Genomic DNA, 20,706 nt, shown 5'->3' with positions numbered 1-20,706 from the left:
GGACTAACTGTCTGTCTTGACCAGTCGCAGGTAAGGGCGCACTTCGCGAAACGCGATGGCGGGCGGTGCATGGGGGTTGTCTTCCACGTCCAGCTCGACGCGTTCCGTCATGGGAATGGTCTCGCCTTCTTCGGCATCCAGTACTTCGATGGTTTCAGTCCACTGACGCACAATCGGGTCCGTGCCGAGCCAGAAGGGGTCTTCCAGCGGGGCGACGCAGCCCAGGACGCGGGACAGGCGGCCGTTTGATGCTGCAAGCGGCAGAAGCAGAAGTTCAAAGCGTACATTGCGTTCGCGCATGCTCTCAGCAGCAAACTCAACCAGCACAGGTTCGGCATTGCCGACGACGCGTTCCAGCAGGCTTGTGACCGTGACGCGGCTTTCGCCGTGCCAGAGGGACGAGAACTCTTCGTTGCGCAGCTCAAAACCGTAATTGGCGCACAGGGCCGTGCCTGCCAGGCGGAACGTAAAGACGCCGGGCCGTTCGAGTTCCAGAATGAACATCTCGGGCAGGTGGCGTTTGATGTCGCGCGGTTCAATCTCGTCGCGGCGCGGGGCCTGTCGGCCGGCTGACAACCGGTACCAGTAAGCAAGAAGGTCTCGTGCGGCTCGCGTTTTGGTCATTGGATACGCGCTCTTTTAGCTGTCGGCTTTCCCATGTGTCCCGAGAAAGCGTCCCTGATTGATCCGATGGGCTTATCCGGGACACTTCCGTGCCGCTGCGGCACAGAAAAGCCCCCGAATGGGCCCTTTGGACGTAAATGAGCACACGCCATGCCAGCCCCGCGTCGGGGTGGGGAGAGCCTTGGGATAAGAGTGATTTTTCTGTGGACAACGCGGTAGGGCCGCAGAAACCTTGGGTTTTTGCGTCAGTCGCTGTCTTTGCCGGGATGCCGGGTAATGCCGTCGGGCGGGGTGACGACCACAGACTTATAGTAAACGGGTTCGTCGGTGGCTGTGTCGATGATGCGCACTTCCAGCGGAGCGCCCGTTTCGGCGCTGTTGAAGCGGATGGGGGAGGGCGTGTCGCCGGCCGTCTTCCATTTGTTGCCCCATTGGGCGAGGGCCATGAGCGATGTGCCCAGTTCCTTGCCCTTCTGGGTCAGCACATATTCGTAGCGGGGTGGGCGGTCGTGGTACTTCACCCGTTCAAGAATGCCATTGGCTTCCAGATGCCTGAGGCGGCGCGTCAAAATGTTGCGGGCGATGCCCAGGCGCTCGCGAAAATCCTCAAACCGCCGGTAACCCGTTAATGCCTCACGGATAATCAGCATTGTCCACCATTCGCCGATGATCTCCAGCGACCCGGCAAGCGTGCAATCAGTGTTGGCAAAACTGGTCCGGCGCACCCATCTATCTCCTTAGCGGGCATTTCCCCGCAGTTTTTGGGGAAATTGGTGTCTGGTACGTTGCATGACGCAACCTACCATGACAACCTAAGTTGCGTGGTGCAACTAACTATCGGGATCATCTGTGGTCCGGTTGGTGTTACACGGCGTAACTGACCAGTGGCTGAAGGTGGCATGTATCGCCAGCGAGCAAAGTGGGTGGGGTTAGAGCGTGAACAGACGTCTTTTGTTGGGCATCGCCGTTTTGTTGGTAGCGGGCGCCACGATTTTCTTCTTCAGCGGCGCGCCGGATGCGATCAGCCAGAGCATCGACCGGGACCGGTTGATGCCGGTGGTCACGGCTAATGTCGAAATGACCGACACCTACGATGTGCAGGCACGCTATGCCGGACGCATCAATGCCAGCCGCTCCAGCAATCTTGGGTTTGAACGTCCGGGTCTTCTTGCCTCTGTCACCGTTGATGAAGGGGCTGTGGTGAAGGCGGGCGATGTTCTTGCCTCCCTAGACATCCGCAGCCTTGAAGCGCAACTGGCACAGGCCCGCGCGCAGGAACGTGAAGCCAGTGCACGCTTATCCCTCTCCAAAGTGACCGTTGAGCGGCAGAAGAAACTTCTTGAGCGCAAGAATGTCTCCCAGCAGCGCTATGACGAGGCGCGCTTTGAAGGGCAGGCCATTGCAGCTCAGTTGGCCGGTGCTCGCGCCAGCATTACGTCGCTTGAAGTCGCCATCGAGCTTGCGTCCATCCGCGCGCCCTATGACGGTCATGTGGTCGCGCGCATGGTGGATGAGGGCACGGTGGTGAATGCCGGACAGCCGATCTTCCGCCTTCTGGAAAGTGCCAGCCTTGAAGCGCATATCGGTATTCCGCCGGATGCGTTGATTGGCCTGGACGACGGCAAAATTCATCAGATTGACGTGCGCGGTCAGCTTTATCCCGCAGCCTTGTCGAACGTCGTGTCAGAGGTTGATGCCGAGACACGCACAGTAAATGCCATCTTCGTTGTTGAAGCGCCGTTTTCGCAGGTGCGGGCCGGTGAGCTTGCCCGTGTGACCCTGACGCAAACAGTAACTGAGCCAGGCTTCTGGGTGCCGCTTGCAGCGCTTACGGAAGGGCGGCGAGGATTGTGGGCGCTGTTCGTTGTGGCACCTGACACAGCCACGGGCGATGCCGCTGCTCAGGCACCCAAGAATGCCGGGATCGTTGAACGCCGCACGGTTCAGCTGCTCCACACTGAGGCAGACCGGGCCTTCGTGCGCGGGACGCTCAAGAATGGCGAAGCCTTCGTTGTTGAAGGCTCACATCGTCTGGCACCCGGTCAGCGTGTGCGGATCGTTGAGCCACCGGCGGGCAACAGCACTGCCCAAGTCAGTCAATCCAGCGTCCAGTAGCGTTTAGCAAAGGCGGCAGCGCATATGTGGTCGAACCTGTTTTATAGAAACCCGCGCCTGACAGCCCTGACACTGGGCCTCATCGTCATTGCGGGGTGGCTCGCGTTCTCCAGTCTGGGTCGTCAGGAAGACCCGGCGCTGACCCGCCGCTTCGCCACCGTTGTGACTTTCATGCCCGGTGCTGATGCGCTGCGGATGGAAAGCCTGATTTCGCAACCCATCGAAGAGCGTCTGCGCGAAGTTCCCGAAATCAAGGAAGTGAATTCCGACTCACGGGCAGGCACATCCCTGGTTCGCATCGAGCTGCATGACTACGTGATGGTGCCGGACCAGGTCTGGTCCAAGGCGCGCAACAAACTCACCGAAGCCGAAGCGGTACTGCCGCCTGCGGCCTCCAAGCCCGACCTTCAGGACCGCTCGTCAACGGCGGTGACCATTGCGGTCGGGCTGGTGTGGGATCAGGAGGGGCCGCCGCAGGTTGATATTCTCACTCGGCTTGCGGATGACCTTGAAGATCGCTTGCTGAACATTCCCGGCACCCGCGAAACGGACCTTTATGGCGAAGCCGAAGAGGAAGTTCTCGTCACGCTCGATGCGGTGGCGGTGTCGTCGCTCAATCTCAGCGTGGCAGAAATCTCGCGTGCCATTACGCTGGCAGATGCCAAGGTGTCTGCCGGTCAGATCCGCAACTCGGTCAATGACTTGTCAATTGAAGTGACCGGCGAACTGCAAAGCATCACGCAGATTGCCGATTTGCCGATCAAGCAACGTCCTGACGGTCAGATTGTGCGCCTGCGCGATATCGCGACTGTCACCAAGGGCGTACGTGATCCCCCGCGCAGCGTGGCACTGGTGCGCGGCGAGCGCGGTGTCATGATCTCTGCCGAGATGGAAGCAGGCGGACGCGTTGACCTTTGGTCCATTCGGGCTGCCGATATCCTTGAGGACTTCGAGGCAGACCTGCCGCGTGGCATCAAGCAGGTCATCGTCTTTGACCAGAATGTCTATACGTCCGCGCGCCTTGTTGAGCTCGGCTCCAACATGCTGCTGGGCGCGGCCATTGTCATGGGCGTGCTGCTGATTACCCTTGGCTGGAAGTCGGCGCTGCTTGTTGGCGCGGCCCTGCCTTTGTCCGTGCTGATGGTGTTCATCGGCTACAATCTCATCGGCATGCCGCTGCACCAGACGTCCATGGTGGGCATCATCGTGTCGCTGGGTCTGTTGATCGACAACGCCATTGTGGTGGTTGATGACTTCAATGCGGCCCGCAAGAAAGGGGCAAGTCCCGGCGAAGCCATATCCGAAACCATCTCGCATCTGTTTGTGCCGCTGTTTGCGTCCACACTCACAACTGCTCTGGCCTTTGCGCCGATCTTCCTGGCGCCGGGCGGGGCCGGGGAGTTTGTGGGCCCACTGGCCATCGGCGTGATTATCGCCCTGTCCAGTTCGTTCTTCCTCGCGATGACGGTCATCCCGGCTATCGCCGGTTTTGTGTCCAGCGATGACGACGCGGACACCCGCCGGGAACACACATGGTGGAAAGACGGTTACGTCAACCGTGAGCTGGCGGACGTCTATCGCAGGAGCATCCGGCTCATTCTGCGGCGACCCATCATCGGTGTGGGAGTTGCGATGGTGTTGCCCATTTTCGGCTTTACCATGGCGGGCACCTTGGAGAGCCAGTTCTTCCCGGCCAATGACCGCGACATGTTCCAGATGCAGGTCTTTCTACCGGCGCAGACATCTCTTTCTGAAACACGTGTTGAAGTTGAAAAGATCCGTGATCGCCTGAATAAGCACGAGTCGGTTCTCGACAGCTACTGGGTGATTGGTGACCCGGCACCGCGCGTGTTCTACACCATGACCAATTCGTCCGAGGGGCTCGCGTCCTATGCAGGTGCCTTTGTGCGCACCACGTCAGGTGATGCGACGCTCAAATTCCTGCCGGAAATCCAGAACGATCTGCGCAATGCGTTTCCCAATGCCACCATTCTGGCTGTGCCGTTTGAGCAAGGTCCGCCAGCGGATGCGCCACTTGAAGTGCGCGTTGTCGGGCCGGACCTGGATGTCTTGCGTGAAGAAGGTGAGAAGCTGCGCGCGATCATGCATCGCACGTCCGGTGTCACCTACACCATTGCCAAGCTCTCTGGCGGCCAGCCTAAGCTGAGCGTCATCACCAATGAAGACGAGGCGAAGAATGCGGGTCTTCAGGCGGTTGATATTGCCCGCTCTCTGGACGCTTCTTTTGAAGGCTCCGTGGGTGGCTCCGTTGTGGAAGCCACAGAAGAACTGCCTGTGCGTGTGCGTGTGGGTGATGGTGGTCGCGGTGAGATCAGCGACATTCGCTCTGAATACATTCTGCCGACCATACGTGGTCCGCTGACGAACAATGGCATGCCCGGTGTGCCGCTGACCGCGATTGCGGAAATCGGACTGGTTCCTGAACTTGCCGGTATCACCCGGCGCAATGGAGAGCGGACCAACACCATTCAGGGCTTCCTGGTACCGTTCGAACTGCCGGCTGAAAATCTGGCCGAATTCCGTCAGCACATGGCAGACGCTAACTATGAGCCGCCGCGTGGATACCGGTTCGAGTTTGGTGGCGACGCGGAAAACCAGTCAGAGGCGCTGGGCAGCTTTGCCGCCTTTGCCGGTCCGCTGCTGGTGTTGATGGCCGCGTCCATCATCCTGTCGTTCAATTCCTTCCGTTACGCGGGCATCGTCTTTGCTGTCGCCTTCCTGTCCGTTGGTCTGGCGCTGTTTGGCGTCTGGCTGTTCGGCAATCCGCTCGGGTTTGTTGCCATCGTCGGCACCATGGGTCTGGTGGGCCTTGCAATCAACGGGGCCATTATCGTCCTCTCGGCACTCAGGGCCGATGACGCGGCCAAGGAGGGCGACCTGCAGGCGGCGGAAGACGTTGTGGTCAACGCCAGCCGCCACATCATCTCCACGACCCTGACAACGGTCGGTGGCTTCCTGCCCTTGATCCTGTTCGGTGGCCGCTTCTGGCAGCCCATGGCCACCGGCATTGCCGGCGGCGTGGGTGGCTCTGCCATTCTGGCGCTCTACTTCACCCCGGCGCTGTTCATCTGGATCGCCCGGCGTGAAGCAAGGCGGGCAGAAGAACAGCGGCTCAAGGGGCGTATTGCGCCCGCAGAGTAGGGGCGGCTTTGGCTAAGCGACTGAGGCGGGTTCTTTGTTCTCCAATGAACCCGCTGACGAGGCGGTCTTGCCTGCTCCAAGGATCTTCGACATCACGTCATGCAGGGCGGCCTTCGGGTCGTTGCTCATGGCCATGGACCGCCAGGCTACGATGCGGTCGGGGCGGACCAGCACGCATCCATCGTCGTCGACTTCCCGCCGCTTGATCCAGTGTCCGTACACATCGTTGACGGGTAGACCCAGAGACACCTGGACGGCTTCCATCTTGACGCCCAGCTCGGACGCCACGCTTTCCACGGCGTCCATCCATTTGCCGCCGTCGGCGCCGACTATGAGTGTGAACTGATCATATCCGCACAGATCAAGCGTTGACGTATCCTTGTCGCCGACTGTCAGCCATGCATGGGGAACCGGGTTGCCGGGTACTGTTGTTGGCACATGAAACTGGTCTGCGTCCCGCTCAGGTGTCTTGACGCTTGATCCGTCACTGACCATCGCGTCCGATTCATAGCTCTGACCCAGCTCAACGCCATGGGCATTGAACTGGCCGTTCTGCACCTTCAGAGCATCAAAGATCTTCTGCCGTTCGGGGCCACCATTGGGACCAAATATCGCGTCGATTTTCTCATTTGCTTCGTCCCAGCTTGTCTGTGGGCTGAAGTCGAAGATGTTGACCCATTCGACCATCTCCAGGACGCTCTGGATGGCGCGGTCGATGATCCGCCGGCCTACTGGCTGCCGCTCCACGGTGTAGGTGCGCAGCAGGTCTTCGCTCGCATGGCCCTTCACCACCAAAGCGAGTTTCCAGGCCAGGTTGTAACTGTCCTGGATCGACGTGTTGCTGCCCAGCCCGTTTGCGGGCGGGTGGCGGTGCGCTGCGTCGCCGGCAATAAACAGGCGGCCGCGCTGATAGTCGGACGCAACCATATGGTTGAACTGCCATGAGCTAATCTTGCGGATTGAAAACTCAACACTGTCGTCGCCAATGGAGGCACGGATACTCTCCCTGATCGTTTCTTCATCGAGGTCGTGGGGGTCCCCTTCGGCGCGCAGCAAAATGGTACTCCACTCGGTCCACGGTTTGACGCAGGTCCATACGCCCATGGTGTCGCGGCTTCCCGGCGTAAGCGTGACAAACAACGCACCGGACCGGTGAGCCGTATAGCGGCTCAGATCCGCATCGATCCAGACTGTCACGGCATCACGGAGACCCATCACACCTTCAAACTCAAATCCCCCGTCGGTGCCCACAACTGTGCGCGATCCGTCGCAACCGAGTGCGTAGCGGGCCTTGACTTTGAATTCTGGTGAGCCGTCTCGGGGCACAACATGCGCTTCCACATAGTCACCCATGTCCTTGATTGAGCGGACCTCATGGTCTTGCCGGATGTCGGCGCCCAACTCCTGTGCGCGGCGAAGCAGGATTGGTTCCAGGGTGTTCTGCGCGATGTTGCACATCTCCGACGGACTGGCAGCCCGATAGTCGCCGATGCGATCATCCCCCGTGCCCCAGGTCATCATCCGAGACAGTTCGCGGCCTGCGAATGTCGTCGCATATACCTGCTTGCCCATGAGGACGTGGGGCAGGGCATTTGCCTGCGCTTCCTCTTCGACACCGAGGTCTCTGAAAACTTCGACCGCGCGTTGGTTGGTGATGTGTGCCCGCGGCGCGTTGGCAGTTCCATACTTGGTCAGCGTCAGCGCATCGACCCCGGAGCGGGCAAGCAGGGTTGCAGCTGTAAGGCCAGCGGGTCCCGCGCCCACGATGAGAACGTGAGTTTCTATGGTTTTCATGATCGTTTTCCTTGGTCGTGCCTGTTGACTTGACTGGTCTGGCGTGTGGACCGGCCTGGCGTTAGGTAATGATGAGCCGCGCGACGAAGTCCGCGTGGCGTTCAACGGCATCTTTTTTCAGGGGGTCGATTCCGGTGAGTTGCCTGCACTCAGGCGCCACCGCGAAGATCAGGGACGCAGCGCCAGCGAGTGTGTAATAGACATGGGGCAAGTCGTCTTGCGAGTAGCCAAGCGCATTGAGCATGTAGTCTGCCAGGGCTTCAAAGCGCGGGCGCAGATGCGTCGAGATCAGCCAGTCGAGCCGCTCGTCAGCGTTCTTGCCCTCATCCACCATGAGCCAGAAGAACTCTGGATACTCGGCAGAGAAACGGACGAACTCCCTTATGGACTCGCGTGCATTCTCCCGCTCATCAGCTGATGGCCGCTGGGCGAGGCGGTCAAACAAGCGTTCGCCAATTTCTTCAAACAGATTGTCGGCAGCAGCGCGCCATAGCACGTCCTTGGTGCCAAAGTGATAGGTGATCAATCCCTGATTGGTACCTGCCACGTTGGCGATGTCACGGGTGCTGGTGCCGTGAAATCCGCGCTTGGCAAAGGATTGCCGTGCCGCCTGCACAATGCGGGCGGATGTCTCCTCGCGCTTTTTGGACCGCGCGGTACCTGTGGATTTTGCTGACGCGGCGTTTTTCGATTTTGAGTCATCACGAACCATCAGGATGCGTCCTTCTTTGTGGTCTCAATCTCATGGAGAAGTTGCTGGATAGCTTCTTGGTCGCCAGGGGCCATCTGTTTCAGGAAGGCGATGACTTCGTCGGGAATCCATTGCCCGACGGCGCTTGCGAAACTCGGGCGTTGTTTCATGCGTGCAAGCCATGCAGTGACACTTGGATAGGCGGCGATCATGCTGTCCAAGCCAAGATGCTCAAGCCTCAGGACATAGGGCAGGACCGCGCCATCGGCGATGGTCGGTGCCGATCCGGCGAGCCACTGGGCGTGTTGGAGCCGGGATTCCATTTCGTCCAGCATCTTGATGAAGCGCTCCATGGCAATCTTGAACTCGGGGGCCTCCACACCGAGCTCAAGAACGCTCCTTCGCTGTGCGCGCGCCGTTGGATCGACAATGCTGGCAACTGCTGCCTCGCGTGTTTCGGCGGGCTGTGCATTGACGAGGTGTCGGGGGCCGAGCGCAAACGTAACGACTGCCGCTTCTGCGTGAATTTGGTGGTCAATCAGATGCGTCCATGACCGCATCCGGTGCGCCTCAAGGGGAGCATTGGGGACAAGCGGCTCGCCGCCACCGATCTGATCCAGATACATCATGATCAGTGAGGACTCGAGAATGACGGTCTCACCGTGCTGCAGGGCGGGCACGACGTGATCGGGATGGATCTTCGTGTACCAGTCCGCGTGCTGCTCTCCAGCCAGGAGGTCGATTTCCCGTGACGTGTATTCCATCTGTTTTTCAGACAGCATCCACCGCACCTTCTGTGAGCAGGTGGAGACGGCATTGTGAAACAGGGTCAGCATGAGCAGCCTCAAAATTATTCAACTGAATAACAATTCGCTGTTCACTTGAACAGCAAAGCATTTCGCTTGTCAATCGAATAATTTTGATAGGGGCGGGATACCGGCACGGCGGCACACAAACTGCATTTTCTGTCACATCAGCGGTGAATTGGCCGCTTTAGGACAGAAACTGGGTCATTTACCCCCCTGAATGACCCGCAGGAGTGCCAAAATGAAACACGTATCCCGGATTGCTGCCGTCGGCGCCTTGTCAGTGTCTCTCACTGCAACGCTGCTTGGCGCCGTTTCCTTCGCCGGTCCTGACAAGGGCAAGGGAAGTTACGGCGGCCACGGCCCGAAAATGCCAAATGCACCGCATGTGTCTGTTGGCGTGCCCAAGGTTTCCACCCACGTCTTCAACGTGTCTGTGCCCGTTCCCAACGTGCATGTGCCGATGTTCAACGGACAGAAGGACAAGAAGGACGGCGGTACGGACACCTTCCGCGAGAAAGAAACAATCATCGAGCGCGAAACCATTCGCGAGACCACGATCATCGAGCGTGAAGTCATCAACAACGAAACTGTCTTCATTGGCGGTGGCGGCGGGTCATCCTTTGTCATCATGCAGCCGACACCGGTTGCCTTGGGCAAGATCAACGTGGTGGAGCCTCTTGCTCCCAAGCCTGTGAAGGCTGAGTGCATTGACGGTAAGGGTCACCTGTCCAATGCATGGCGTGTTGCGCCCGCTGAAATCGGTGTGGACTACAAGGGCGAAGTGTTCCGCTGCCCCACCGGATATGCGCTGGGCGCCACGGTGGGCGAGTGGGTCAATGGCCGCGCAGACTACACCAATGGCTTTGTGATCGAGTGCCAGGGCGGCGAAGCTCTGCGCTTTGGTCAGGCGGGTCGTCTGGCTTGTGCGCCTGAAGAGCGTCGTGCCGACCTTGGTCATTCACAGCTGGCTGGTGGCCCGCTTGCCGAAGTCCTGATTCATCGCGGAACTGGCGCTACGAGCGGTGGTCACGGCAGTGCTGCTGATCTCGGTGGCCTTGTGCTGACCGGTGGTGTTGGCGGTCGCGTTTACTAGGGCTTTCTGAAAGGAGAGTTGAAGGTGAAAGCGCGCTGACTGTCCTTGGTGCAGCCTTCATCTTTAATGGCGGGCGTTCAGGTTGGGGGACCTGAACGCCCGCTTTCTTTTGTGCAGTGCTGCGTCTCAGATTTGCAGTGGCTCAGCGGGTGCCGCGTGTGGTTTCCTTGCCCCCGGATCTGCTGGAGGGCTGCAATGTCTCACCTAACTGGAAAATGTCTGTGCGGCGCTGTCACCTACAAGGCTGCAGCGCCACCACAATCAGCCCGTTATTGCTGGTGTCGGACCTGCCGCTATCTGGCCGCCGGGAATGCCACCGTCAATGTCGTGTTCGCGTCGGACGGGTTCCAAATCGACGGGACCACGAGCGACCATGTGAGTGTTGCTGACAGCGGCAACACCATGCATCGCCGGTTCTGCACGGCCTGCGGCACCCATATGTTCAGCGAGGCTGAGGCGCGCCCTCATTTGATTATCGTCCGCGCCGGCACGCTTGATGATCAATCGCTGGTCGATCCCGGTTCCAACATATGGCTGTCAGAAGCGCCGGACTGGGCGCGGCCGGATGACCGGCTTGTTGCCTTCGACGCTCAGCCGCCGGTTCCACCAACCACAGCCTAGGCTGAGCTTTCGGGCGCCATCTGTTACGCAGCCCACCCGCCGTGGAATGAGATCGGTACGTGGTGACTGAGCCAGATTTTTGCCATTGGACCGGCGTCCACTGCATTGGCATCAAACACGCCAAAGAAGGTGCGTTCGCTCTTGGCGTCCAGGCACTGGGTGATCAGCCAACCATCATCAATAACGCCGGACTGTTCATCGCGGGCCACGAACACAGGTTCGCCGACTTGCGCATTGTCGATGCCGAAATCAAACACCTGCGTCTTGCCGGACTGCATGTCCATACGCTTGACGCCACTGTTCACGCCGCCAATGCCGCCAACGGCGTAGTAACCGACCTTGTGTTCGCCAAGCTGGACGCGAGGGTCCGTCATGGGGAACTCATGATTGTCCGTATCAAGAATTTCTTCGCGTGCCTTGCCCGTACTCAGTGACATGACATAGCGCCGGATGGTGCCTGGCTGCTGCGAGTTGCCCATCTGGCCTGTCATGATTTTCTTGAAGAGTGGGTTGTCACCGATGAAGTGGTCGGGGTCGTCATAGCCGACAAAATCGGCAATGATTTCGTCGCCGGCTTCATAGGAATTGAGCGCATGCCACATGAAGGAGCCGGGCACGTCAAAGAACCTCGGGTCGCCGCCGGACTTGGGAACCACCGCCAGAATGGTGCCCTGTGACTTGTCGAAAGACAGGCTGTCGGTGACGCTGTTGAAGCCTGCGAGGAAACCAACCGGTGAGAAGGTGCATGGGTGCAGCACAAAGATGATGCTGGATTTTGTCGCGAAGAAATCGTGGATGTAGACCTGTCGCGGTGAGTCAAAGCTGAACTCGGTCGCCAACTCCATGGACGGTTTGTAGACCGATACATGCAGCGACATGGTGGGGCCAAATCCCTGTCCGGCCAGAATCCATTCGTTGGTGACGGGGTCCAGTTTGGCGTGCGCCTTATACCCACCAGATATGGCAGAGGTGGGGAGGGTGGAGCGCGTTTCCAGTGTTTCGGGATCGAGCAGGAACGTCGCCCCGCCTTCATCACGCGCTGCGATCTTGCCGTTGACTGGATAGACCGTCACGCCGGCCTGGCTGGAGATGTCTCCGCCCATGAGGTTCGAGAAGACGCCGCCGGGGCGACGTGTTGTCCATGTCGCGTGCAGGTACTTACCCGCTTCTTCCTCGGCCTGAAGCTTTGGTGTGTCCACAAAGGCGTTTGAGTAATGGGCCTTGCCGTCGCGGATCGCCAGGCGCTGCACCAGTCCGTCGCCGTCCAGCAGATGCTGCTTGCGGTAGCCGTTGCGCTCAAACAGGCCAGGGCCGTTGCGATAGAGTGTGCCGGACATTTCAGCGGGGAGGGTGCCTTCGATCTCAGGCACGTAGTTGCGACCGCCCTGTTCAGAGACACCCAGCAAAGTCATCCAGTGAGGGGCCGCTTTCGTAGCCGTTGACGCGCGTGCTGATGACATGAATCCTCCGGTCGATAGCTGAGCCGTCATGGGGATAAGGGCGGCTGCGGCAGCACCCGTTCCGGTGAGAAGAGCACGGCGGCGGGTCAATCCGGATGGCTGGCCGGTCGGATTTTTGTTGGCGTCATTGGTCATTCTGAGCTCTCCCTGCAGAGCGAAATGGAACAATCTTTACGACGTTAAGATAGGTTGCATTCTAACGCTGTCAAGATTAGAAAATGACATGACCAAGAAAGTGGCGAAAAAACCTGCAAACGCGAGCAAATCTGCGGCTTACCACCATGGCGACCTGAAGCGGGAGCTCGTGGCTGCTGGTCGGCGTGTGCTCGAGGAAAGTGGCGTGGAGGGTCTGTCGCTGCGCGGCGTCGCGCGGGAGGCCGGTGTCAGCCAGGCTGCGCCCTACCATCACTTTGCGGACAAGGATGCGCTTCTGGCGGCCATAGCAGCTGAAGGATTTGCGGGTCTGTCGGCGGAAATGGCCCAGAGGTCAGCGGGCGCTGAAAACTCCGGCGCCCATATGGGTGGCCTGGGTGCTGGCTACATTGTCTTTGCGTTCAAAAACCCGGAGCTGTTCCGCCTCATGCATGGCCCGCGCTTTGTGGTTGCCGAGAAATACGATGATCTGCTCATTGTCGCGACGGAAAGTTTCAATATGCTACGTGACGGTGTTGCGGCGTGTCTGGACGGGGCGAGTGATGCCGAGATAGATGCCGCCTGCACTGCCGCCTGGTCGCTCGTGCACGGCGCCTCAATGCTTATCGTCGACAAGCGTATTGATGCGGGCAATACCGTTGATGAGATTGCTGCCTTTGCCAACGCCCTAACGTCGCAGCTGCCTGTCTCGCGCCCTCGCCAATAGATATGAGCGACACAAAAAAATAGGGGAGATCCGTTCTGGATCTCCCCTTAGTGTTCGCGCCTAGAACCCCGACGGTTGTTAGCGCTGCTCGATACGGGTCAAGTTGGTGCCCTGCGTGGCCTACCAGTCTGAGCCGTAAGTGGCGGTGTTGCCGATTGACGTGGCCTGGATAGATGTAAAGGCCGCGTGGTTTGTGTTGTCTGTCTTCAGGTTCACAGAAGACTTGATGTTCGCATTGTTCGTCTGGTTGCTCGTCGCATTCAGGGGTGCCTCGTTGCCAAAGCCGGCGGCTGCACCATGAACGGAGTTGCCGATTGCTGTTGCCGAACCGTGCACCTGACCCCAACCATCGCTGGTTGTGAGGTTGGTCGTTGCAGTCACACGGGCATTGTTGGTCTGGCCGATGGCCAGATTGGACCCAGTGAAGTTTGACCCGGCGAGGACCTTGTTGCCGATGGCCACAGAGTTGGCGCCGACATAACCATCGATCTCATCAACCGTCACATCGACCTTCGCGCGAACCTGGCCGCTATTGGTCTGGTTTGACGTGAGGTCCAGAGTTGAGCCTCGGGTCGCCGCTGTGAAGTCGTTGGCAAAGGAAGCCGCAGTTGCGTCCACGCCGGAGCCATCGTCATACACAACCTTCACATCTGAGATCACCGTGTTGAGGTTGATCTGTCCGTTGAGGACCGTAGACGTTGGAAGTGTCGTAGTGGCAGCGGAAGCATCAGAGGCGTCGGTGTCTGCAATGGCGTCAACAATTGCGTCAGCACCAACTCCACCTGTCGTGGCTTCCTGAGCGTAGGCAGTGCTAGAGAGAGCCGCGAAGACCGCTATCGACGTTGCCATTAGAGCCTGCATACCAGCCGTACGGGCGATTGCGTGTGCCATAGTCGTATCCTCCAGAATTCGTCATCGGTGCAGCCTGCGGAGCAACAGCTGCACGGGGGGAGTAGTGAGGCGCTGCCGGGTAAGCCGGAGCAGCATGGGCCTGGATCGGAGCAGGCGCGTTGTAAGTTGGTGCAGCTGCGTAAGTCTGGGTCGTGTGACCCTGTGCTGCATGGGGTACCTTCACTGCGTGGGAAGACCCGTTGAGGTCGTTCACGTAGCGGTTGTTGTGCAGGTTGCCGCCGAGCGGGTCGTTGCCAGCGCAAGTCTGTGGGCCTGTGCTGTAGAGGCTGCCGACCATTTCAAGCACGGCGCGTTCGATGACAGAGCGGACTGCCAGCTGGATTGGCTCAAGAGCCTTTTCACCAGCACCAACGTCGATCAGGTTGCCGCCGAAGAAGTCAAACACACCTGCGCGCAGTTCGCGGCCGATGATCTGCTTCTGGTAGGAGATCACGTCCACAACCTCGAGTGTGGATGTGCGCACCAGGCGAAGGTCGAGACCAACGTTCAGCACATACTGCTTGGCAACCAGGGTTGCCGTCGTGCCCAGCGGGTTTTCTTCAGAGAACAGACCGTCAAGACCACCGGAGCGGATGTTGAAGTTCAGTTCCGTGATGCCGCCAACAAGGTAGTAGTCAGAACCGGGGATCTGGCCGGCATGTACCTGACGGTACGCACCCTTTTCACCAGTGTCGCCGATCAGCTTGTTGTTGGCATATTTCAGCTCAAGCTCGGATACGCCTGTGTCGAAACGTTCGACGAGACGAACGCCGGACTTGGCGAGGGCGGAGATGGCCATTAGGGCAGCGCCCTGCGTGACCTTGCGGCCGCCTTCGAATTCTTCCTTGCCGGTGTAGTCAGCAATCTGACCAACCGCGATGCGCGGACCGGACATGCCCTGGCTGCGCACCTGGCGAGACAGGCAACGCAGCGCCGTTGAATACGGTGTTTCGTTGCTGATTACCGGCGCGTTGCCGATGGGTGTCGCGTAGGTGCCGCTGGGGCCTGCAACAGGACTGATGCAGCCGGCCAGAGCCAGCGCGCCAAACGTCAGTGCAATGCCGCGGAGCGGTGTGCGTGTCTTTGTCGGGGACTTAATCAAGGTCGAGCGTGCCATTGAGAACGGCCTCCTGATCGCCATTGTTTATTTGTGTTGAGTTGACGATCACTGTGTTGTTGTTGCCATTGGTTACGACGTTGAGCTGGTTACCTACGGCCAACGCAGAGCCATAGATGCCAGAAGTCCCGACGCCGGAACCTTCACCAGCGACACCTGCAGTGTTGCTGAATTGAGTGAACGTATTGGAAACGACCCGATTCCCGTTTGCATCACGGGTTGACGGGTTAAAGGCGCGATTGGTTTCGCCCGGCTGATCACCGTATGGGGTGTTCATGGTGTAGTTCTCTTCCCACGGCTCGTTGGCCGCCAGAGCTTCACCTGCCGTCATGCTCAGGGCTGCAATGCCCATTGCTGCAACGCCACCGGCTACAGCGGCGAACCAATCGGTGCGCTTCTGTGCTTTTTTCTGGTTTTGCGTAGAGCCCAACATGGCGTGTCGCTTTCCTTCGTAGAAGTGCGTCCGGGGGTGGCGCACAGACCGATAGGAGCAATGGGCGTGCCAGCGAAAAGTCGTGCCGTCCGGATACGGATTAACCATGGAAATGGCAGTTTTCAGTGGGGGAGCCGGGCAACGGCTGTTCATCAAGCTGACAATCGCGAGAACCGTGCCAGTCTGAGATGTCCCGCTATGATCCAAAGCGGGACAATTGGATGGGTCCGGCGTGCTTAATCGGGCCACCCGAGGGCTGGCGGCTTGCCAATTTGCGCGCGTTGCGTCCATCTAGGGCTGAAAACAACGCAAAATGCGGCTTTATGGGAGAGATCACGTGCCAGCGACCCTCGAGTTCTTTTACGACTGTTCCAGCCCCTGGACCTATCTGGCCTTCTCGCGGGTCGAAGATGTGGCCAAGCGGGCGGGGGCGACCATCGACTGGCGGCCGGTTCTGGTGGGCGGCATCTTCAACAAGGTTAACGAAGCGGTTTATGAGCAGCGTGCCAACCCGCACCCGGTCAAAGGCCGTTACTACGTTAAGGATTTGCAGGACTGGGCAAAGTTCTGCGGCATCAAGATCGGTATGCCGCCGGTGTTTCCGGTGCGGGCCGTCGATGTGATGCGTGGCGCCATCTATGCGCTGGATGAAGGCAAGATCGTGGACTACAGCCGTGCGGCCTTTGAAGCGTATTGGGGCGACCTCAAGGATATTTCACAGCCGGAAATCCTTAATGAAATCTGCGATCAGGTGGGGCTGGACTGGGACGGCTTTCAGGCGGCCATCGTTTCTGATGATGTCAAAGGCCGGTTGAGGGCCAATACGGAAGAAGTCATAGAGCGAGGTGGCTTTGGGTCGCCAACCATGTTCGTTAACAAGACGGACATGTATTTCGGCAATGACAGGCTGGAACTTGTTGAATCAGCCCTCAAAGCCGCAGGAGATGCCGCGTGAATGACGACCTGACCCCGCCAACGGGCTCAAACGACCGCCAGCCGCAGGCCAGTTATCCGGTTTTTCGCGCACCAACCATCCTGATCGGCCTGGTCGCTGTCTTTATTGGCATTCATCTGGCCCGGGAGCTGTTTTTCGATGTGCAGGCGGATTTTCAGTTTCTCGCCAATTTTGCTCTCATTCCAGCGCGCTATGGGGCGGGGCCGGATGGGGCGCAGCTGGTTTTCCCCTATCCGATCTGGGGGGCCGTGTGGACACCCCTGTCGTACATCTTCCTGCATGGCGGGTGGATGCATCTGGTCTTCAACTCGGTCTGGCTGCTGGCCTTCGGCACCCCGGTCGCACGGCGGCTGGGAACTTTCCGGTTTATCGGCTTTTTCCTGATATGCGGCATCATTGCCGGGATCGTTTATGCGACAGCCCATGTGGGTGAGTTTGTCATTGTGGTTGGTGCGTCCGGCGCCATTTCCGGCGTCATTGCCGGGGCGGCACTGTTTGTTTTCGAAAGCAGCGGCCCGCTGGCGCGATTTGGGTTTGATCATTCAGTTGAAGCCCTGCGCGCCATTCCACGTCGCCCGGCCCATAAAGTGCTGTCCAGTGGCCCGGCCATGATGTTTGTCGCGGTCTGGCTGGGACTGGCCCTGCTGATGGGCTTTTTGGGCGTCGGTGACACAATGGAGACCCAGAGCATTGCCTGGGAGGCTCATATTGCTGGCTTTGTTGCGGGGATTTTGCTGTTCCGCCGGTTTGATCCGGGTGTTGAGGCGGGTGAATAACAGCCAACTTACGGAAAATAGGGATTAACCTATTGAAAGCGTTGCGTGACTTCCCAAATCCAAAACACGCCCCGCGCAACGGACTTGTCACTTGATGCGGCAGTCGGGTGCCTGCGGAGCATCCTTTTTTCAGGAGTGATTGTTCAAAATGAGCGACGCCACAGCTTCTAACGCCGGTGAAACACCCAACGAAGACGCCAACACCAAACGCCTCGGTTCCGATGCCAATGGTGATGAAGCGCTCTGGGTCCGGCTGCTGTTTATGCTTGGTTTCTGGTTCCTCGGAAATCTGGCCTTTTCGATCTCGATTTTCCTCGGTGCTTTGCAGTTCGTGGTGATCCTTGTTCGCGGTGAAGCCAATGCAGAGCTGAAAACATTCAGCCGCAATCTCATCCAGTTCGTCTGGCAGTGCCTGGCTTATGTGACGTTCAATCAGGACGATAAGCCGTTCCCGCTGAACCGCTTCCCGGACACCAAGAACGACGACTAGAAACTTCTGCCCGTTAGAGCAGAGGCTCACTTAGGAAGTCGGCCCTGCTAGAGCAGAGGCTCCAGATACACCGGATCGCCGCCGTCGAGGATCAAACCCTTGATGGCGGCGGTTCCGTTTTTGGAGACAGACGCAATCACCGTTACGCTGCGCTCATCGCGCATGTCCTCAAGGGCGCGTCCTTCGCCTTCTGGAACGAAGTAGCTTTCAATGCCATAGGCGATGCGTGCATTGAGGCAGTTGATGCAGGGCTCTTCAGCGCGTGGCGTGAGGGTGGTGTCCTCGCCGGGTACAGCTGTTGGTACCAGTGGCGCTGTATCCATCCAGTCAATTTTGCCTTTGATGAAGACCGTGTCGGATGATGCATCCGGGCGGTCTAGGTCGATGGACTTGGCCTGCCACAGGCCGGAGGCGTCTTCTTCAAGGGTCACGTAAACCACGCTGCCTGGTTCAAACACATCTTTGTTCTCCGCCAACCGGTCAAGCGGCAGTCGTGTGATCTCATAGGTCAGGATGACATAGTCACCTCTGAAGATATCGCGCGGGTCGACCGGTGCTGTTGCCAGCCGCACTTCTGTTCCTGACGTCAGCAGCGTGATGCGCTCGATCACGATCTGGCCGAGCAGGGCGGTCATCAAAACGCCGGCGAGGATCAAACCCCAAAGCCGGTAGGGCGCGCGCGCAATGCTTTCCAACCAGTCTGTCATGGCTCAGGCCTCCGTCTGTGATTTGGGTTGCTGCGCCAGCAACTGCGTCCTGATGCGGCCAAGGCCGACGCTCAGGCCGATGAGAAGCAGGCCACCAATGGCGAAGAAGGCCGCGGTATCCAGCAACGTGCCCACCGTTTCGAAGTAGACGTACAGCGCCATAAGGCCAAAGGCCGTAAAGCCCAGATTGATGCTGAAGCGGTCATGGGTGCGGGTGCCGTAGCTCACACACCATACGGACGCGCCAAAATAGGCAATGACGAAAAGCCAGTCGACGACGTCTCCCCATGCCAGTCGTGCATAGGGAAACGCGATGAGCACCAGCACGGATGCGACGAGGACCGCCATGTCCGGCAGCGACACGCGTGACTGGGCAAAGGCCCACCCGCCGGTGCCCAGAACAGATGCGCCAAGGAGCACGGCCAGCCAGATGTAACTGTCTTCGTCGGGTAGTAGGCCTTCAGCCGCCAGCGGCAGCCAGAACGCAACAGCCATGGCGGCGAACAATCCCCAATGGATCATCGCGTCCTCGAATGGAGCGATGGCACGCATGGAGATATGCCCTTTGGCAAAGATCGTGAGAGCCACCAATGTTGCCAGCACCATTACACTGTCCAGCGACCAGTCCAGGTAGTCCAGCAGCCACATTGCCGTCACGAAGAACCAGACACCCCAGGCAACGATGATGAGGTGAGCGGCCGGGCGCCACCCCATGCCGGCGGCAAGCAGGCTGGCGAATGAGATTGGGATCAGGAATTGCCAGTGCAGGACGGATGGGTCCTCGGTCAGGACCGCAATGCTCCACATGGGTGCAAGGATGATCGCCAGTACAAGGGCCGCGCGTGACGGCACCAGCCAGGCGGTCAGCAGGGATCCCGCCAGCCAGAGCATCAGGCCGTCCGAGTACTCACCGCCGATATGGTACATCTGACCAATCAGCATGATGGAGACGCCAAACAGGATCACCGCCAGAAGAATGGCGGCCTCGGTGTAGAGCGCCTGTCCTTCCTCGTCCACGCGGATGCGCCAGGCGGCAATGCCCACAGCGCCCCACATGCCGAATGCCAGCATCAGCAGCTTTGTCAGCTTCGACATATCAGTCCAGTTGGCGGCCACAAAGCTCATGGCTGCAAAGCCGAGCAGGACCACGCCGAGCACGGCCAGAATGGTGGTGAGGGATGTACCGCCGCCGGTGCCTTCTGCATCCTTGATGATGGAGGGGATCTTTGCCGGGTCTACCAGCCCACGCTGGGACCAGCGGTCGAGATCGCTCTTCAGACGTTTGAGGTATTGCTGCCGCAGAATCATGATCTGGCCGTCCCTGGAATGTGTGGTGGAACGCGAGTAGGGGGGCAATGCGCCCGAAATGGGGCCAGCTTAGGCCCTGAAATACGCCATAAAAGCCCCAAAATGTGTCAACATAGCTGTCCTAACTCGTTGACCTTATTCATCTTCTTGGCTTGTCGCGTCGGAATGTCGCGCTCATACTTGCGTTTCGTATGCGCGGAGTGTTCCTGAGAAGGATTCGTACGTGTTTCCGCTGGAAGTGGCTCAAAAGGGCGGTTTTTGGCGAAAAACGGCGCTTCGCGTTGGTTTCATCATCGCTGGATAAGGGAGAGCGTGTGATGACTGTATCTAGCATCCTGAAAGACAAGGGTCGGGATGTTGCGACGATTACGCCAGAGGCCTCATTACAGGAGGCCGTCAATATGCTGGCGGCAAAGCGCATTGGCGCGATCGTCGTGACGGACTTTGCACAGCGCGTGTCGGGCATCCTGTCTGAACGTGACATTGTGCGGGCGACATCCAGCAGTGGCTGCGATGCTCTTAAAGAGTCTGTATCCGCCCATATGACCCGTGAAGTCGTGACCTGCAGCCTGCAGGACTCAACGGAACGCCTGATGGAAATGATGACGGCAGGGCGTATGCGGCACTTGCCCGTTACCGAAGACGGCAAGCTGACCGGCATCATTTCAATTGGTGACGTTGTGAAGCGGCGCATCGCTGATGCAGAGCTCGAGGCCGAGTCTTTGAAGGCGTATATCGCCAGCGGTTAAGAGTTTTGATTCGCGATTTCTAGCTGATCTTTGCCCGGTATCTGCTTCCACC

At 58.9% G+C, this 20,706-nt stretch carries 20 protein-coding genes; 9 read left to right on the top strand and 11 right to left on the bottom strand.

Annotated elements, in window-relative coordinates; translation table 11 throughout:
* Positions 1-3: 3 nt before the first annotated feature.
* Positions 4-624: a PAS domain-containing protein gene (locus ABXH05_RS00475; RefSeq protein ID WP_348141406.1), complete on the bottom strand. Its 621-nt coding sequence runs from the start codon at positions 622-624 to the stop codon at positions 4-6.
* A gap of 245 nt (positions 625-869) precedes the next feature.
* Complete coding sequence (locus ABXH05_RS00470) at positions 870-1,349, bottom strand: winged helix-turn-helix transcriptional regulator (RefSeq protein WP_353559300.1); 480 nt, start codon at positions 1,347-1,349, stop codon at positions 870-872.
* A 211-nt stretch (positions 1,350-1,560) separates the two neighbouring features.
* On the opposite strand from ABXH05_RS00470, the gene ABXH05_RS00465 reads away from it, so the two are divergent.
* Both ABXH05_RS00465 and ABXH05_RS00460 read left to right on the top strand, forming a co-directional pair.
* Complete coding sequence (locus ABXH05_RS00465) at positions 1,561-2,739, top strand: efflux RND transporter periplasmic adaptor subunit (RefSeq protein WP_353559299.1); 1,179 nt, start codon at positions 1,561-1,563, stop codon at positions 2,737-2,739.
* A gap of 24 nt (positions 2,740-2,763) precedes the next feature.
* On the top strand, positions 2,764-5,901 hold the full coding sequence (locus tag ABXH05_RS00460; RefSeq protein WP_353559298.1) for an efflux RND transporter permease subunit: 3,138 nt from the start codon (positions 2,764-2,766) through the stop codon (positions 5,899-5,901).
* A 12-nt stretch (positions 5,902-5,913) separates the two neighbouring features.
* Here the strand turns inward: ABXH05_RS00460 and ABXH05_RS00455 are convergent, their stop codons facing one another.
* The 3 genes from ABXH05_RS00455 to ABXH05_RS00445 form a co-directional block, all read right to left on the bottom strand.
* Positions 5,914-7,695 carry an FAD-dependent monooxygenase gene (locus ABXH05_RS00455; protein WP_353559297.1) on the bottom strand — a complete coding sequence of 594 codons (1,782 nt, stop codon included), beginning with the start codon at positions 7,693-7,695 and terminating at the stop codon, positions 5,914-5,916.
* 61 nt (positions 7,696-7,756) lie between these two features.
* Entirely contained in the window at positions 7,757-8,407 is a 651-nt protein-coding gene (locus ABXH05_RS00450) for a TetR/AcrR family transcriptional regulator (RefSeq protein WP_353559296.1), read from the bottom strand.
* Complete coding sequence (locus tag ABXH05_RS00445) at positions 8,407-9,222, bottom strand: glutathione S-transferase family protein (RefSeq protein ID WP_353559295.1); 816 nt, start codon at positions 9,220-9,222, stop codon at positions 8,407-8,409. The genes ABXH05_RS00450 and ABXH05_RS00445 overlap by 1 nt, the downstream gene beginning before the upstream one ends.
* Before the next feature lie 211 nt (positions 9,223-9,433).
* Here ABXH05_RS00445 and ABXH05_RS00440 point away from each other — a divergent pair, with 211 nt between their 5' ends.
* Positions 9,434-10,288, top strand: a complete 855-nt coding sequence (locus ABXH05_RS00440) for a hypothetical protein (RefSeq protein ID WP_353559294.1) — start codon at positions 9,434-9,436, stop codon at positions 10,286-10,288.
* Between the two features lie 195 nt (positions 10,289-10,483).
* The gene (locus ABXH05_RS00435) at positions 10,484-10,909 is read left to right on the top strand and encodes a GFA family protein (RefSeq protein WP_353559293.1); all 426 of its coding nucleotides are present in this window, start codon (positions 10,484-10,486) and stop codon (positions 10,907-10,909) included.
* 23 nt (positions 10,910-10,932) lie between these two features.
* On the opposite strand, the gene ABXH05_RS00430 is transcribed toward ABXH05_RS00435, so the two are convergent.
* A complete protein-coding gene (locus ABXH05_RS00430) occupies positions 10,933-12,504 on the bottom strand; it encodes a carotenoid oxygenase family protein (protein WP_353559292.1) in 1,572 nt (523 codons plus the stop codon).
* A gap of 88 nt (positions 12,505-12,592) precedes the next feature.
* Here ABXH05_RS00430 and ABXH05_RS00425 point away from each other — a divergent pair, with 88 nt between their 5' ends.
* Positions 12,593-13,228: a TetR/AcrR family transcriptional regulator gene (locus tag ABXH05_RS00425; RefSeq protein WP_353559291.1), complete on the top strand. Its 636-nt coding sequence runs from the start codon at positions 12,593-12,595 to the stop codon at positions 13,226-13,228.
* 120 nt (positions 13,229-13,348) lie between these two features.
* Here the strand turns inward: ABXH05_RS00425 and ABXH05_RS00420 are convergent, their stop codons facing one another.
* From ABXH05_RS00420 to hfaA, 3 genes are read right to left on the bottom strand one after another with little or no spacing between them, the layout of a single operon-like run.
* Positions 13,349-14,077 carry a hypothetical protein gene (locus tag ABXH05_RS00420; protein WP_353559290.1) on the bottom strand — a complete coding sequence of 243 codons (729 nt, stop codon included), beginning with the start codon at positions 14,075-14,077 and terminating at the stop codon, positions 13,349-13,351.
* On the bottom strand, positions 14,040-15,236 hold the full coding sequence (gene hfaB, locus ABXH05_RS00415) for a holdfast anchoring protein HfaB (RefSeq protein WP_353559289.1): 1,197 nt from the start codon (positions 15,234-15,236) through the stop codon (positions 14,040-14,042). The genes ABXH05_RS00420 and hfaB overlap by 38 nt, the downstream gene beginning before the upstream one ends.
* Positions 15,214-15,777: a holdfast anchoring protein HfaA gene (gene hfaA / locus ABXH05_RS00410; protein WP_353559288.1), complete on the bottom strand. Its 564-nt coding sequence runs from the start codon at positions 15,775-15,777 to the stop codon at positions 15,214-15,216. Before hfaA ends, hfaB begins: the two co-directional genes overlap by 23 nt.
* A gap of 229 nt (positions 15,778-16,006) precedes the next feature.
* Here hfaA and ABXH05_RS00405 point away from each other — a divergent pair, with 229 nt between their 5' ends.
* The 3 genes from ABXH05_RS00405 (at position 16,007) to ABXH05_RS00395 (ending at position 17,890) form a co-directional block, all read left to right on the top strand.
* The gene (locus tag ABXH05_RS00405) at positions 16,007-16,624 is read left to right on the top strand and encodes a 2-hydroxychromene-2-carboxylate isomerase (protein WP_353559287.1); all 618 of its coding nucleotides are present in this window, start codon (positions 16,007-16,009) and stop codon (positions 16,622-16,624) included.
* Positions 16,621-17,400: a rhomboid family intramembrane serine protease gene (locus ABXH05_RS00400; protein ID WP_353559286.1), complete on the top strand. Its 780-nt coding sequence runs from the start codon at positions 16,621-16,623 to the stop codon at positions 17,398-17,400. Before ABXH05_RS00405 ends, ABXH05_RS00400 begins: the two co-directional genes overlap by 4 nt.
* Before the next feature lie 148 nt (positions 17,401-17,548).
* Positions 17,549-17,890 carry a DUF4389 domain-containing protein gene (locus tag ABXH05_RS00395; protein WP_353559285.1) on the top strand — a complete coding sequence of 114 codons (342 nt, stop codon included), beginning with the start codon at positions 17,549-17,551 and terminating at the stop codon, positions 17,888-17,890.
* Positions 17,891-17,937: 47 nt separating this feature from the next.
* On the opposite strand, the gene ABXH05_RS00390 is transcribed toward ABXH05_RS00395, so the two are convergent.
* Positions 17,938-18,597, bottom strand: coding sequence for a GDYXXLXY domain-containing protein (locus tag ABXH05_RS00390; RefSeq protein ID WP_353559284.1), 660 nt, complete (start codon positions 18,595-18,597; stop codon positions 17,938-17,940).
* Positions 18,598-18,600: 3 nt separating this feature from the next.
* Complete coding sequence (locus ABXH05_RS00385) at positions 18,601-19,905, bottom strand: DUF2157 domain-containing protein (RefSeq protein WP_353559283.1); 1,305 nt, start codon at positions 19,903-19,905, stop codon at positions 18,601-18,603.
* Positions 19,906-20,222: 317 nt separating this feature from the next.
* Here ABXH05_RS00385 and ABXH05_RS00380 point away from each other — a divergent pair, with 317 nt between their 5' ends.
* Positions 20,223-20,654: a CBS domain-containing protein gene (locus ABXH05_RS00380; RefSeq protein WP_353559282.1), complete on the top strand. Its 432-nt coding sequence runs from the start codon at positions 20,223-20,225 to the stop codon at positions 20,652-20,654.
* The last annotated feature ends 52 nt before the right edge of the window (positions 20,655-20,706 follow it).

The organism is Pyruvatibacter sp. HU-CL02332, assembly GCF_040362765.1.
Classification (GTDB): Bacteria; Pseudomonadota; Alphaproteobacteria; order CGMCC-115125; family CGMCC-115125; genus Pyruvatibacter.
Note: the sequence above shows the minus strand (reverse complement) of the source record. Positions and strands in the feature narration are given on the sequence as shown.